General features: G+C 47.3%; 13 protein-coding genes. 7 read left to right on the forward strand and 6 right to left on the reverse strand.

Going from position 1 to position 14,873, the window contains the following annotated elements:
* Positions 1–4: 4 nt before the first annotated feature.
* Genes JSU04_14885 through JSU04_14900 form a run of 4 tightly spaced genes read right to left on the reverse strand, consistent with a single transcriptional unit; the run spans position 5 to position 3,643 of the window.
* Positions 5–1,084, reverse strand: coding sequence for a tryptophan 2,3-dioxygenase (locus JSU04_14885; protein ID MBS1971594.1), 1,080 nt, complete (start codon positions 1,082–1,084; stop codon positions 5–7).
* Entirely contained in the window at positions 1,081–2,106 is a 1,026-nt protein-coding gene (locus JSU04_14890; GenBank protein MBS1971595.1) for a low specificity L-threonine aldolase, read from the reverse strand. Before JSU04_14890 ends, JSU04_14885 begins: the two co-directional genes overlap by 4 nt.
* Positions 2,107–2,117: 11 nt before the next feature.
* Entirely contained in the window at positions 2,118–3,074 is a 957-nt protein-coding gene (locus JSU04_14895) for a formimidoylglutamase (GenBank protein ID MBS1971596.1), read from the reverse strand.
* 2 nt (positions 3,075–3,076) lie between these two features.
* Positions 3,077–3,643 carry a hypothetical protein gene (locus JSU04_14900; protein ID MBS1971597.1) on the reverse strand — a complete coding sequence of 189 codons (567 nt, stop codon included), beginning with the start codon at positions 3,641–3,643 and terminating at the stop codon, positions 3,077–3,079.
* Between the two features lie 140 nt (positions 3,644–3,783).
* Between JSU04_14900 and JSU04_14905 the strand changes: the two genes are divergently transcribed.
* The 4 genes from JSU04_14905 to JSU04_14920 all read left to right on the forward strand — a co-directional run bounded on the left by JSU04_14905 (position 3,784) and on the right by JSU04_14920 (position 7,491).
* On the forward strand, positions 3,784–4,611 hold the full coding sequence (locus JSU04_14905; GenBank protein MBS1971598.1) for a hypothetical protein: 828 nt from the start codon (positions 3,784–3,786) through the stop codon (positions 4,609–4,611).
* 9 nt (positions 4,612–4,620) lie between these two features.
* On the forward strand, positions 4,621–5,181 hold the full coding sequence (locus tag JSU04_14910) for a hypothetical protein (GenBank protein MBS1971599.1): 561 nt from the start codon (positions 4,621–4,623) through the stop codon (positions 5,179–5,181).
* A gap of 296 nt (positions 5,182–5,477) precedes the next feature.
* Entirely contained in the window at positions 5,478–6,152 is a 675-nt protein-coding gene (locus JSU04_14915; protein ID MBS1971600.1) for a response regulator transcription factor, read from the forward strand.
* A gap of 52 nt (positions 6,153–6,204) precedes the next feature.
* Entirely contained in the window at positions 6,205–7,491 is a 1,287-nt protein-coding gene (locus tag JSU04_14920) for a HAMP domain-containing histidine kinase (protein ID MBS1971601.1), read from the forward strand.
* On the opposite strand, the gene JSU04_14925 is transcribed toward JSU04_14920, so the two are convergent.
* Both JSU04_14925 and JSU04_14930 read right to left on the reverse strand, forming a co-directional pair.
* Entirely contained in the window at positions 7,488–9,524 is a 2,037-nt protein-coding gene (locus JSU04_14925; protein ID MBS1971602.1) for a hypothetical protein, read from the reverse strand. The two genes, JSU04_14920 and JSU04_14925, sit on opposite strands and share 4 nt — an antisense overlap.
* A 69-nt stretch (positions 9,525–9,593) precedes the next feature.
* Complete coding sequence (locus tag JSU04_14930) at positions 9,594–10,172, reverse strand: hypothetical protein (GenBank protein MBS1971603.1); 579 nt, start codon at positions 10,170–10,172, stop codon at positions 9,594–9,596.
* A gap of 373 nt (positions 10,173–10,545) precedes the next feature.
* Between JSU04_14930 and JSU04_14935 the strand changes: the two genes are divergently transcribed.
* Genes JSU04_14935 through JSU04_14945 form a run of 3 tightly spaced genes read left to right on the forward strand, consistent with a single transcriptional unit; the run spans position 10,546 to position 14,863 of the window.
* Complete coding sequence (locus tag JSU04_14935) at positions 10,546–13,482, forward strand: hypothetical protein (GenBank protein ID MBS1971604.1); 2,937 nt, start codon at positions 10,546–10,548, stop codon at positions 13,480–13,482.
* A complete protein-coding gene (locus tag JSU04_14940; GenBank protein ID MBS1971605.1) occupies positions 13,479–13,898 on the forward strand; it encodes a prepilin-type N-terminal cleavage/methylation domain-containing protein in 420 nt (139 codons plus the stop codon). The genes JSU04_14935 and JSU04_14940 overlap by 4 nt, the downstream gene beginning before the upstream one ends.
* Positions 13,895–14,863, forward strand: a complete 969-nt coding sequence (locus tag JSU04_14945; protein ID MBS1971606.1) for a prepilin-type N-terminal cleavage/methylation domain-containing protein — start codon at positions 13,895–13,897, stop codon at positions 14,861–14,863. The genes JSU04_14940 and JSU04_14945 overlap by 4 nt, the downstream gene beginning before the upstream one ends.
* The last annotated feature ends 10 nt before the right edge of the window (positions 14,864–14,873 follow it).

The raw sequence follows: 14,873 nt of genomic DNA on the forward strand, positions 1-14,873 counted from the left end.
GTATTTAGTAATTAAAATTCATTTTAGACTGAAGGCTCGCCGGCAAAGGCGGCACCTTCGAGCGTGGAATAAGGAACGTACTTAAATTAAAGAAATCAGTAAAGACTTTATGCTTGTCCGTTGCCGCCTTCAGATAGGCATGGCCGGAAGAACCGCCGGTTCCGATTTTTTGGCCGAGCATTCGATGAGCCATCAAAGCATGGCGGTAGCGCCACTGAGTTAATAACTCATCGATATCCATGAGCGAGCTTAAAATCTTAAACGGCACGTGGAAGATTGCTTGATCTCGGTAAAGATAAATCAGCAAAGCTCCGTGGAAGGCCTTAAACGACAAATGGAAATGACCTTCGTCTTGAAGCTTCTTGTAATCTTCTTCGCTGTAGGTCGCATGGAAGGTCTTCTCGGATGCATCAATCATCTCGATATTTTTCTTTTTTGCTTCGTCTGAGAGTTGTGGGTTTGTCAGAACCGTGGCGCGGTCGCCGTTAAACATATCGGTCACGGCTTGCTTGTAGGCGCCCCAGAAATCGAACTCTTTGTTTTGCAAGAACGGAGTCCGAGCAAGCCACTTATCAACCAGCTCAAAGAGGGAGTCTTTCTTCATAACCTCAGCAACAAGCTGTTGCTGTTTTTCAGGCAAGTGTTTTGAGAAAGGTGTTTGGTTGTAGAGCAGGCGTTCTTTTTCCTTGAGGCCCAGCTTGATTTCCATCAAACGGAATTGAAAGCTCTGGAATCCTGAAGCCGGGTAGAGGTATTCACGGAACTCGAGGAAATCCAGCGGTGTCATGGTCTCAAGCACGTCGATTTGTCCCATGATCAATTTCAAAATAGAAATGACGCGGTCTAAACGGGCTGATGCCAAAGCCATATTTTGCTCAGGAATATTTTGGGCTGAGAAAATTTCAAGCACAGAGTCCACTTCAAAAAGAATTTGCTTAAACCAAAGTTCATAAGCTTGGTGAACCGTGATGAAGAGCAATTCGTCGTGAGCGGGATTTCCCATCTCTTCACTGCGGCGATTTTGCGCGCTCAGCAGTTGGTCTATCTTTAGGTAATCGTGGTAATGAATCGGTGGGTGTTTCATCGTGAAAGCTCCTGAAGACTTTGAACAAAGCCTTCGATATCGGACGGCTGAGTGTCCCAACTGGTCATCCAGCGGCACTCAAACGTGTGTTCGTCCCAGACATAAAAGAAATATTTCTCGCGCAGAGGCTTGACCCAGGCCTGGGGGATTTTTGCAAAGATCGCATTGGCTTCGCGTTTTTGCGTGATGTGCACACCCGGGATGTCTTTGGCTCCTTGGTAAAGCTTTTCCGCCATTGCACAGGAATGTTCGGCAATTTCTTTCCAGAGACCGCCGTTAAAATATTCTAAAAACTGTGCGGAAATAAAACGGGTTTTAGACGGTAGCTGCGCCAATTGCTTACGGTAGAATTTGACATCTTTTGCAAGCTGAGGATTTAAAAACACCACAGCTTCACCCATCATGAGACCGTTTTTTGTGCCGCCAAAAGAAATCACATCGACGCCTAGGTCCGTGGTGAATTCTTTGAATGATTTTTTTAAGCTGACGGCCGCATTGGAAAGGCGGGCGCCATCGATATGGACAAAAAGCTTTTCAGATTTTGCCCAACTGATGATTTCTTTAAGCTCTTCCATGGAGTACAGCGTGCCGAACTCTGTGGGCTGAGTCAGGCTCACGATCTGAGCTTGAGAATAATGCTGATCACCGCGACGGATGTGGGCGCGCTTTAAATCTTCCAGGCGAAGCTTTCCGTTCACTGTCGGGAGTGGAATGAGCTTAAGGCCTGCAAGATATTCCGGAGCCCCGCACTCATCGACGTTAATGTGCGCTAAGTCCGAGCAGTAGCAAGATTGGAAAGATTTCGAAGCCGCTTTCAGAGAAAGAACGTTGGCGGCGGTGCCGTTAAAAACGAAAAACACCTCCGCCTGCGGGCCGAAATGTTCGCGAAAAAGTTTTTCTGCTTTTTCGGTCCATTCGTCGGTGCCGTAACTGGGGGCGTGTTCAGCATTGGCTTTTGCAAGCGCCTCCAAAATGCGGGGATGAACGCCGGAGTGATTGTCGGAACCAAAACCTCGCTTCATGAAAGGTCTCCTTAAGAATTAAAAATCGTATGATGCAGAATCAGTGCCGCCAATTTGCTGGTACGGTTGTCTTGATCCAGCGGCGGCGAAACTTCGTAAATCGCCAGGCTGCGCACGTCCAGCAAAGACTGAAGCATTTGAAGTGTGGGCAGGAAGTCCTGCATTCTTAAGCCCGTGGTCCACGATTGACTGCAGCCCGGAGCTTCGTTCGAAGTAAAGGCATCAATATCCACACTCAACATACACGGACGGCCTTTGAAGCTCTGAACCAAGGGTTCGAGTGTTGCTTTAAGTCCTAGCTCCATCATGTCTTGATAAAGCAAAATCTGCGCGCCCTTGCTCTTTGCCCAATTTAAGTGAGCAAGGCTATTGCACTGGTTTTGCAACCCCACTTCGACAAAGTCGAACTGGCCATCGTACTGAGTTAGCAGGCGATTGAAAGGAGTGCCGCTATGAAAGCCCTTATCGGTCGGACGAACATCTAAGTGAGCATCAAAGTTGATCACAACCGGGCGTTGATTTTTGCTCAAGCAATAGTCGATAAATCCCGCGCCGTCGGCATAGCCATAATCATGGCCTCCGCCGAGACTGAGGGTGCGGTGACCGTGGGCTAAAGAAGCGCGAGTGATTTCGCGCCCACGTTCGTGGCGCTCGGCCAGCGGAAGTTCGACCGGGACGTTACCAAGATCCACTAAATTTTGCGGCTTGGGATTTAACAGGGACGGCGTCATTTTGTAGAAGTAAGTGCGAATGGCCTGGGGAGCTTCTTTAGCCCCCGGACGGCCGCCGTTCATGGCAATGCCCTCGTCATCGGGATACCCGAGCAGGGTCCAAGCCGGCGATGAAATCTGAGCAAAGTCGTCTGTTTTATGCGGAGAAAAAGCTTTGACCCATTCGCCGAGGCGAGGGTCTGAGGCGTCATTGCGTGTGAAGAAAAGTTTTGAATCGGTGGGTGTGGTCCAAGCCATGCTTAAGGTCTTTCAAGTTTGAGAGTGCGTACAATCTTACCACTTTCAGACTCAAAGATCTTCATGATGACTTTATTCTTTGTAAATTCCACGGTTGCGAAGGTTGTGCTCTTGTCGTCTGACAGAAAGAGTCCCCACTCATTGCCGTCACTTGGGGTGACGCTGTAGCGGAATTCTTTTTGATAATTGGTAAGACGCGAATCCAAGTTGATATCTCTAAAGCGCGGAGTAAAGCGCATGGTTGAGAAATCTTTAAACACCATCGTGCCTTCAGAGCCGATCCACGGCCCAAGAAGTTTGCGAAGGCCGACGTAGTCGACGCTGTCGATGGAGAGTTTTTTGTTGGTCGTATCAAGCGTTCCGTTGCCGGCGATGAAGTCGCCATTTTCAAGACGAGAAAGACTGTCTTGAACATCCGGATTTCCAGCTGAGATTTTGTAGAACAATTCAGAACTTTTTGGTGTGAAATAATAGTTCACGCCCTTTTTGGTCATGTAACCACTAAAGGCTTGAACTCCAAGTACAAACTGGAATGAGAATGTCGCTAACAGGAAGAATATGTACTTCATGGCAACAGTTTCTGGCATGCGAGCAGCGCCCGGTCAAAAATAAAAACTCTAGTTAGCCCCGCGTGTTATTTTAGTGCGGACACCGAGTCCCGAGAGCGGGCTTGCGCTTCCATAAATTCCGTCGGTAGAATTTAAAAATCATGATGAGAAAACAAGAGCTTCGGCAGGTGAAGGATTATGAGGTTCTCGGCGTAGGCGCAGCCCGTCGAGAAGAGCTTCTAGCGAGGGCAATTCCGGCAGAGCTTCTGACCCATAAAGAACTTGTGCCTACAGCGCAGGCAAGCCTGTATGAAGCGTTACTAACAGAGACTTTGCAGTGGCTGCAGCCGGCCTCTGTTCGGCCCGTGAAGCTTCCGGTTGCGCCATCGGAATACCTGCTTGAAGTATTACTTGAAGAGTTTAAAAAGCAGTTTCCCCAAACCGGAGCTTATCTGAAGGGCGGGGTGCGTGAACTGCTCAAGGATTACTTGAAGGAAGTGCCTTGGGAAGGACCTTTGCTCAGCGCGCACTTTCGCTATTTGCCGGTGTTTTTGAAACGCAAACTTCAGGACCCTCGTCTTTACCTCATCGCGCAAAAAGAGTGGCTTTGGTCCTATTTAAGTTTTGCTGATTTTGGTTTTCCGCCAGCCGAACAGGGGCGGTTGCTTGTAAATCCTTCTTTGCAAAGTCTCTACACGGCTGAAGAAGTGGCGGAGGTCGAGTTGTCTCCGGGGCTTTCTATTTTTTATTACGACCACTCTTCTAAAAAGATCCGTGATTATAAAATGGATCTCTGGGACGCGGCGATTGCGGATGTGCTACAGGAGGATAGAAAGTACACACTCGACCAACTCCTAGATCAGGTCCTGATGATGGAATTAGATTCACAGTTGCCGCGAGAAGAGTGGGCGAAAAAGATATCTTATTTGCAAGCTCAGGGTATAATTTTAGAGTCCGGTTCAGAATGGATTCTGAACACAAACAAGTAAGGAGTGCTTATGAAAAACATGTGGTTCTCAGCTCTGATTCTTGCTTCCTCTCTGGCTTTTGCAGCAACGGCGCACGCTCGCGGCGGTAGTGGCGGTTCCGGCGTGATGCTGACATTCAATGGTTTCTACAATACGGATAAAACTCAAACTCAGTCCGGTGGTTCGACAACGACCTCAGATACGAAAGGGGCTGTTTACGACGTGAAGCTCGGTTATCTTGAAGGCGACGGTTGGTATCTCGGCGGTATGTACACCTCACGCAGTTACGATGCGGGAGGCTCCTCGACGGCGGGTTCTGCCACGGCAGGCTCCATCGGTTACGTCGGATCTATGGGGTTCTACGCGATGGCGCATTATATTTTCTCTGCGACCGAAGGTACGAACTATAAGCAGGGCTCTGGATATCAGGGCGATCTCGGGTACCTTACCGCGATTAACGGAAGCTTCATTGTGGGCGTCGAACTGACCTATCGAACGATCACCTACAAGAAGGATGAAAACAATGCGGCTCTAGATCATTACACTCATGATGAGATTATGCCGATGCTGACCCTTGGGTACTTGTTCTAAAACAAAATGGAATTTAAAACTTAAAACCCCGTGGGGCGAACCACGGGGTTTTTTATTTGCGGACCGCTTCCCGGAGGAGGGAAAGCGTTTGTGGGTTTATTTAGAAGAAAAAACGGGCCTTAGAAATCTAAAGCCCGCAAAACTAAGTAGGGGATCTACTTTGTCTTTAAGCGACTTCTCAAGAGTAGTTTACCAACGAAAAATCACAATCTCTGAGGGTAAAAAATGCTTTAACTCATACTTCTGTGCACCGCACTCTATTTGAAAAGTGCGGCTGTTTGTAAGAAGATGAGCGCATGAAAATTCTTATTGTTGATGATGAAGTTGAAATCCTGAAGAAAATGACGTTCCTTGCTGAGTCAGATGGTGGCACTGTGAAAACGGCCACCAGCGCGACCGCCCTGCAGCAGGTTTTAAAAAACAAATCATTTTACCCCCATGTTATTGTGCTGGATCGTTTGCTGCAAAACACGGATTCAGTTTCTCTCATTGGCGATATTAAATCTACTTTTGCGGATACGAAAATTATCATCGTTTCCGCGATTGATACTCCCCTTGAAAAAGCCCGGGCATTGGATGCGGGGGCTGATGACTATCTTGCAAAGCCTTTTTCTGCGGTGGAGTTGTCAGCACGTATTAAGGCCCTTTATCGCCGTAAAGATGTGATGCCGTCCCTCCGGGTGGAGCTGGGGAATCTGGCCCTCGATAAAGAGTCTCGCAGTCTGCTTGTCGGGCAGGAGGCCGTGCCGGTTTCGGCAAAAGAATATCAATTGTTGATTTTGTTTTGTGAAAATCCTGGCAAGATTTATCCCCGTGAAGTTTTGCTTTCAAAAGTCTGGAACTCTAAAGCGGAAGTAGATACGAAGGTCGTCGAGGCCACGATTAATAACCTTCGCCGTAAACTGGAGTCGTCTTCTGCAAGCGTTGCGATCAAAAATGCACGCAACGTGGGTTACTGGCTTGAGGCGTAAGTTTTTTCTTATCTCGTTTTTGGTGATTTTTACCTCGACGGCTTCCATTGGGGTGATTTTACTTTATTACTTTCGTAGCGAAAGACTGAGTTACATCGATGATCAGATTCGTCAGACGGCGACCGCCATCATCGATTCAAAGCTTCTGGAACTTAAGACCTACGACTACGAAAAGGCCGATGAGATTATTTCAGAAGAGTTAGGTCCTGACAGTGTCGATAAATTTTTTATCGTTCGCAATGAACATACAGGGGAAATTCTTTTTCAAACTCAGAATATTGAGCGCCTGGGAGTCGATATTGATCGTAAGCCGCTGTGGGTGACTCTCAGCTTGCCCAAACACTTTGTGCGTTTGGTAAATTTGGATTTGCCGCGGGTTCCGAATCGCACCATGCAAGTGGGGGTGATCGCTGATGCGAAATCAATGTCCCTGGTTTATGTCAGTAAAACGACTTGGCTGATGGTGGCACTGATTTTATCGTTGATGCTTGTTTTAACTTGGGTCCTTTCTTCATACCTTTTTTCGGCGATTCACTCTTTATCTTTGTATATCAACTCAGTGACGAAATCCTTTGAGGCCAATGCCGACTTACCGGCAATGCCGACAGCTCTTGCGGTGGAAATGGGGCCGGCGCCCCACGGCGATGAGTTTTTGAATTTGCTCGCGGTTTTAAAAGGGATGGTTGAGAAGATTAATGTGAATCGTAAGTTTATGAAGACTTGGTCGTTTCAAATGGCTCATGAGTTAAAGACGCCATTGACGATTTTAAACCGTGATTTTGAGTTGGTGACTCAGCGGTACAGCGTCGACAAAGACACAAAAAATGACATCCAGGCCAATATCGACAAAATTTCCGAAACGATTTCTGGTTTTTTAAGCTGGGCTGAGACGGTGTCCTCTCGCCAGGTCGATAACCTCTATGCGGTTCATATTGACCGGGTGTGCAGGCAAGAAGAGCTCAACTTCGAAAAAGTTTTTGGCGGTCGTATACAATTTTTGCCAAGCAAAGACTTCTTGGTGCTTTGCAATCCTCTTCATTTAGAACAAGTCGTTCGTAATCTTGTCGGCAACGCTTTGAAATATTCCGAAGGCACGGTGGAAGTTCAGTTCCTTGATTTAGAGCTCACCGTCAGAGATCGTGGTCCCGGCATTCCGAATGAGGTTCTCGGTCGCCTGGGGGCGCCTTTCAACAAAGGACTTGGCTCCAGCGTTGTTGGGGGTGTGGGGCTGGGCTTAGCTTGGGTTAAGACGATTTGTGAAATCTATAACTGGGAGCTGCATTGGGACAACTCCCAGGGGACGACGGTTCGGATTCGTTTTAATCCCGTCGAAGATTAGTTTTTAAGAAGCCCTGCATAGCGTGCCACCCAGTATGCGTAGAGGTAGTCTACACCAGAGTACTCAAGCCCTGCAGGATGGGATGTCTGATAGGCGAAGGCGCCGCTCTTCCATACGAAATTGCTATCGAAAGCTTCTTGTTCAAAAATCGGATAGTTGTAGAGGCCTTGATAAAAATAATCCACAGGTGGCGGAGGAGTTTTTGCCGCCTTCCAGAACAGTCTCGGAATCGGTGACAAGCACCATTCGGGGTTGAGAGAGTGATCCACTTCAACATCTAAGAATGTCGGGCGTGGGTAAGGAATCTCGCGAAGGCCCCAGAAAGAGTGCTCTAGAGCCGCTTTGAATTCGGCGTCGCTCGATTTTTTGCGGAACTTATCTCCACGGGTGCCATGGCTGTACGCAAAAGCGTAAGTGGCCAGTGTATGAAGGTGGCGGCGAGTGGGACGGTATACGAGCCACTCATCCATCATCCGTTCGCGCAGTTGATCACGAATTTCTGTCGCCCCCAGTTTGTCGGCGAGCATGATGTTTGTGATATTGCCGACCATGCCGAGATTGATGCCGCTCCAATCGGCACTTCCATGCCAATAGAAATCGGTGGTAAAGCTGTAACCCGAAACTTTTACGCGAAGGCTTTTATAGGCATCGATGTATTTCTGGCGAAGATCTTTGTCGTCATTGATCAGAGCCGCCAGTCCCAAAGCGGTCGGTTTATTCTGGGGTTTTTCTTCCATGACGCTGAGTTCGCCCAGACGGCGGGATTTTTCTTTCAGTTGATCCCAGATGTCGGTCTCCGTTTTGGGGATGACGAGACTCGCCCACAAGAAGGAATGTGCGACCCCTTTGATCATGTCGTTATTGCCGCCTTCAAGCCACATCCACTTATCATATGGTCCGGTGCCGCGATGCCATTTTTCTGAAAGCTTTGTGTTGGGATCATAGGCTTGCAGAGTCCGTGCGAACTCCTTACGGTCTCCCGTGATATCCAGAAGAATGAACATCGCTTTTAAGGACTTACGTACATTCTCGAGGGCTTCTTTGTCTTGGGTGATCATGTAGCGCATGGCTTGAGAGGCCACATACATTCCCGTCCAAAGAGTCGAGTCACCATCATATTGCTCATCGGTCGGTTGCTGAGTGGCTATATCGATTTTTCGTGCGACGAGCATGCCGGCGGCATTAAAATGTGAAGTGGCGTTCTTTTCAAAGCCGGCGGCTTTTTCCTCGTATGTCGGCGCATAGGCGTTTCTTTTTACGAGGACTTCGGTCAGGCTGATGTTGTCGGTGACTTTGTTGGTAACGCGAAGAGTGTCTTTGGTCTTTTGATAGAACTCATAGTCCGTCGGATCGAAAATCACGTAAGGGTTTTCGTCTTTATACTCTTTACGCTGACTGTATGATTTGACGAGAGGGTCTTTTTCAAAACCGATGCGCAGTTTGAAGGCCTTGATCACGGCGCGGACTGCCAGCGGAACATCGTCGCCTTTGGCATCGAGCTTTACTCGTTGATCGACCCAGAGAGGTTCTGATTCCAGATTCCGGCGTGTTGTAATCCATTCCGAGTAGGTTGAAATATCGCGCACGCCGAATTGCGCAGCAAGGCCTTTGCTTGAGTCTGTGAAGTGCTCAAGAATATTCAATCCCGATTTGAAATCCTTCGGATCGCGGCGAAGATTGCCAAGGCGGGTGATATAGTCAGCTTGCTTTAGAGTGTAGCTCACAGTTAACGAGGAGCTGTCGGCAACGGCTTTGCCGGTCCAGATCTCTTGGACTTTAAATCCCTCGTAATAATAATTGATGTAGGTCACCGCACGAACGACGTCATAGGTGCCATCAGCGGTCCGGCGAAGCTCGATTTCGCCGTTATAAGGCCCGCGCTGGCTGTTGGTGCCTTGCAGGAACCAAATGCCTTCCAGATTTGCCGGTGTCTGCAAGGACGCCACTTCGCGGCTCGTTTTCGCCGAGAACTGGGCACAAGATGTTAGGATTAAAGAAAGAATTGTCAGAGAGAAAAATGCGACGTTTTTCATTCCTTTATTGTCTCTGAGATCCCGGGGGCAACAAAGGGGAGTTTTGCTGAGCTAGACCTAAGTGTGTTCTTAGAATTTCCAGTCTTCGATAAGAACGGCGGCCTGAGCGCGCTTGTGGCGGGTCAGTACGGAAACGGATTTGATTTTATAACGGAAATCAAAGAGGCATTCTGACTCCACCTCACGCACAGTGTGGTAAGGGAAATCGAGGCGCAGCAAGCCCGGCTTCATGAATTGAATAAGCTTGGTTGCAAGACCCGTGAGGGCGTAGAAGAAAAGGCTGTCGCGCTCCCAGAGTTCGTACCATGAACGTGACGTCAGCTCCTCGAGCGTGAATGAGCAGCGCTCAAAGCAACGCAGGCTGCGGAAGATTTGGAACTGATCTGGGTTGTAGATCTGAATGAATTTTTCATTCTCAAGAGTCGTGAATAGATCTTGGCTGGGGGCAATTCCTAAGCGGAGAAGAAAGCGCCAAACGAATTGACCCATGTCGATGTTGTCGTCAAATTTGCAAACGTCTTGAAGGGCTTCACAGTAGGCGCGGATACCGCGGATAATTTCCGCTTTCTGACTGTCGGTATGGCGGCTAAAGTTTGGTAAGCAAGCGTCGTGATAGGGCTTTACTTTATAACCAAGGTCGCTGAGCAGACCGGCAAGGGTCTCCAAATACTGAGCATACTCAGGGTTGTATGAGGCTGAACGGTTCACTTCAAGCATGGTTAAATAAATATAAGTCTTTGTTTATAAACACAAGTTTTAGCTTTGTGAATGTAAAATGGAAACGGCTTTGCGCGATTTTGAGACGCGTACCTTAAATTGCTCAAGGGGTACATATGGGAGCAGAAATACCTCTGTTCCGCCAAGAACCTTCGAAATTTGAGTTTCCCTTTTGATGGGGTCTTTGCGGCCTAAGCTATCAGAAAACAACATGAATAGTGCTCGATTTCTCAAAGCGAGACCTGATGGCGTTGTTTACAGTGTTGTCCTCGTCTAGCCGATCAATATCACAGAGGAAAACACCATGAGAAGTAAACGACAGGCGCTACTTGCGCGTGCAACTAAACAACGGGGGAGTGCGATTTTGTACGCGCTCCTCGTTACATTGTTTATGACGTTCGCATTTTACGGCGTTTCCACATTGGTCATGGATCAAAACCGTGAAACCAAATCGAACGAACACGTCATGAAGGCGCATCTGGCCCTCCATTCCATGATTGACTATACATTGTTGGGTTTGAAAAAACGCTGGTGCTTCACTGATGCCTGGCTGCCCGAGAATACGTCAGCTTGTACTTTGGCCCATCCAGCAAGTGTGGAACGCGTGATTATGGGTAATGACTCGGCCCGGGTTATTCTAAATATGATCGCAAGCAAACAGCTCACAGTAGCTTATGCGACTCCGCTTCAACTAGAGAGTTTTGAGAAAACCATTTCTCTCGCGAATTTTTCCGATGCCCATCCGATCTATTCGATGATGGTCGGCCTTAAGAAGATGAGTGAAGTCAGCTCAATCCGAGTGGGTGTATATCGAGATCATAGAGCAAGCCTTCCACAGAATGGACGCGAGGTTTATCTTAAGATCGTCACGGCGCTTTTAAATAAGGCTGGCAATGTCATTGTTGTCGGAAGCAGCCGTCTTCAAGCGACCTCTTACGTGGGTGTGTACCCGCGAGAACTTTCTGGCTTTGCGCTCATTTTACCTCGGGATCTTCATTTAGATAAGAAGTCTAGTGTAGGTCTCGGAACTGGCGACAATTTTTTCCAGATGTATGACAGTCGTGCTACAGCTTTGAAATATCCAGGCATTTCCTTCGACAGTCCGGTTTTTGTAAATCGTGATATTATTTTGCCTAATCGTGGGCCTCTAGATGGAGACACACAGTATACTCCCGTGAGCTTCAATGATCGTGTTGTGCTCGGAGCTGGCCGGGTTAAATTTCCGAGTGACACTCTCTACTCAACTCGAACACAAGGTGCTGATGGTGATCAGCTTTGGGTGCAGGCGCGAGAGTTTGGTGGTTTTGTAAAGGGCATTGATGTTGATGGCGTGAGCGATGCCGGGCTTGAGGCACTGGCGGGTCTTACGACGGGTGCAGGCAGTCCCGATTTAAATCTTGTGAATAAGTGTATCGAGCGTAATAAGCGTCTAGCCGATCTTACGACCACGAAAGACAGCGTCCTACAGGGGGTTCGTGTAGATCCGCAAGTTCTTAGTGGGCAGTTTAAATATAACCTTTTTTTGACGGGTGATAATCGCTTTAATAAGCAGAGAATAGACTATTACACGAACGTCAATGACTATAGTAAGGTCAATGGAAATCCCTACACTTCGGATACTGGAAAAGTTGCTGTGACCGTAAAAGTTCATGTGGGAAACCTCGTTGTGGAAGCACCAATTGGCGATAATGGTGGGTACCTTGAATTTAGCCCTAAAGTAGATATGCAGGTCTATATTAACAAATTAAAAAGTGACTTGCAGAATGCTCAAAAGAAACTTGATGATGCAGGGGCCGCTCAAAAGTCGGCTGAAAATGCTCTTAATGGTCCTCCGAGTCCTGGGTTGTATGCACAATTAAAAGCTGCACAAGATAATCTGGCGGCGGAGAAAGCTAAACCAACTCCAACCCCGACACCTTCGACAAGTCCAACACCTTCTCCGACGGTTTCGCCTTCACCGACAGAAACGGTTTCTCCATCGCCTTCAGCGACGGTGTCGCCGTCGCCGTCGGCAACAATTTCTCCATCACCATCTCCAACTGCAACGGTTTCTCCTTCTCCTACGGCGGACCCTACGGAGTACTACGATCAGACAAAAGTAGATGCTTTGACCGCGACGATTAACTCATTAAAAGCCAAGATCAGTACGCAAGAGACAACTCTTGCGAAGGCGAAAGCTGACGTCGATGCATACACTAAAAATGTTGCTTCTATGCAAAGTGACTTAAATGATGCAAATAGTTTGAAAGACAAGCAGCCGGTAATTCGTATTGATTTGGATCGAGCTCGGCAAAATCCGTCATATCGACAGCTGACTATGAGTTTTACTTACGAGAAAGCTCTTCGTGATAGCGCCGGTAATCTTATGCATGTTTGGATGGAGATTCAGGCCTACGATGTGAGTTATTACAGAGGCTGGTCGATGACTCCTTGGCGTCAGAGCAACATGCAGGGGATAATTGATTTTGCTTGGACTGGAACGAATTTTGGTGTCGTTCAATATTTGATGGATAAAAACTGGAATTCGAGGGGGTTCCAGGGTGAAGGGGGCTCAGACGAAGACTTAGATGCACTTTGCTCGTCGTCTGCCGCGGATTTCAGTACAGCCTTTGATGGGGCGGATTGGAATGTCTCTTTCCTTGATAGTGCACGTCTTTCTTGGGATTTCACAGGATCGCAGAATGAGATTTTCATTCTAAATGACATGAATGCCTCAAAGGTAAAAGGAACTTCGGTTTTCCTGGTGAAATCCATCGCAAAAGAATGCCGAATTCAGGCGACGGCAGATTTTGTAGCAGGATTCTATACTTGCGATAATCTAATCATCGAGAAGAGAACTACTCCTTTAAGAATTATTGGTACGATAATCGCACTCAAAATGACAATTGATCCAAGCGTGTATGAGTATGGTTTACGGTGGAGCTCTATCTTTAGTCCGATGTCAGTCTATGATTTGAGAGAAGCTGGTATCTTAAGGACCTCTTATACAGATGTGCGCTGTCAAGATGTCGACTTCCCGTTGTGGCACCCTTATCCGTCGCAAGTGGATTTAGCTAACTCATATAGCTGTAATGCAATATCTTTGCGCTCGAAGGCGGATCCGTTTACGTGGACCGCAGTAGATCCCGATTGTGGATTTTTGAAGACAAACGCATCGGCGGACCCGATTAAATCGACCGTCTGTAAAAACCGCTTATTGAATTTTAATGTCATTGAAATTTCAAGGGATGCCGGAATATGAAGTTGAACCAAAAAGGTTTTACCATTTTAGAGGTTCTTGTGGCCTTGGCGATGATCGTGACGGTCGGATCCCTTTTTTCATTGGGATTCTTAAACTACCAAGCGATTCACTTGAAAGCTGTGAATTCGAGTATTGTGATGAAGCAGATTAATAATTTGGTCGAGAGTATTCGCCCGAATCTTCAGGCTTATCAGATTAATTTTGATTCAAATACCCAGCTGAGTGCGGATAATTTGCCAATGGCGTGGAATAAAGACTACATCGGCAGGGTAGAGGACTGTCCGGATTGTCCAGGTCGCCTGGGCTATACGATTCAACCGACGACTCAGTCTGGACTTTTTTTGGTGAACGTTATGGTGACTCATAAAGAGTGGAAAGAATCTGAGTATTATCAAACGTACGTGAGTATAAAATGATGAATAATAGAGGCTTTTCATTAGTAGAAACACTCATTGCGATTGGTTTGCTGGGGATCGTGACCGGCGCCACGGCGATGATTATTGCCGAATCAAGTAAGAGTTTGAAAGGCCTTGAAAAGCAAATTTCCGACGCGACCGAGTCTGAAATCGCAGAACGTGTTTTGATGCGTGATTTGAAAGGATCAGAACCTTCTTTTAATAATGTGATTATGATAGATGACGCCGGGAAGAATTTTTTCGATTACGTTTCGGATGCTATAGATAAAACCACGATTACGAATTCTGCTCGAGAATATACAATGGATATCTCAAAAAAGTCGACCTTTACGATGGCGACGATTGATGAGTCTCCTGGTGGAGCTATTTTCTATGAACCGGTGATGGCTTATAGTGTTGGCGAAGAACCGCTGCAATTTGATCAAGCAGCTCAGCTCACTTTTGTTTCTTTAAATAAGGATAATTATCTTGCTTTGCAAAATCCAGCATATTGGAGCACCGGAAGAATTTTAATGCTAGATACTCCAACGGCAGTTCGAAACTTAAAAAACGGGGTTCCTGACTATGCAAGTACGCCGCGCTCACCTTCATTTGTTGGAGTTGTCCAGGGTGGAACTTCGCCGTTAAAATCATTGGTATCCATGTTGCCAGGACTCTTTAATACAACTCATCCGCTCTATCCGGCGAAAGATATTAATTCTGAAGATGTTTTTTTGCGGTCGGTCCCTCCGGCAGGTGGAGGAGCCGCCATTGTCCGTCTTCGTCCTTTAAGGCTGATTCAATATAGGCTGGAGGCCGGTAAGGTCGCCGGTACCAATACGCTTATTCGTAGAATGTGGGATGGGCAGAATAATAATTGGGCCAGTGACCAGACTTTGGCGACTAATATTACGACGGCTGTTTTTTCAAGAAAAGCTACGAATGACCCCATTGTGTATTTCCAGCTCAACAGGCCGGAGAAATAGGAGAGAAGCA

The organism is Bdellovibrionales bacterium, assembly GCA_018266295.1.
Classification (GTDB): domain Bacteria; phylum Bdellovibrionota; class Bdellovibrionia; order Bdellovibrionales; family Bdellovibrionaceae; genus JACMRP01.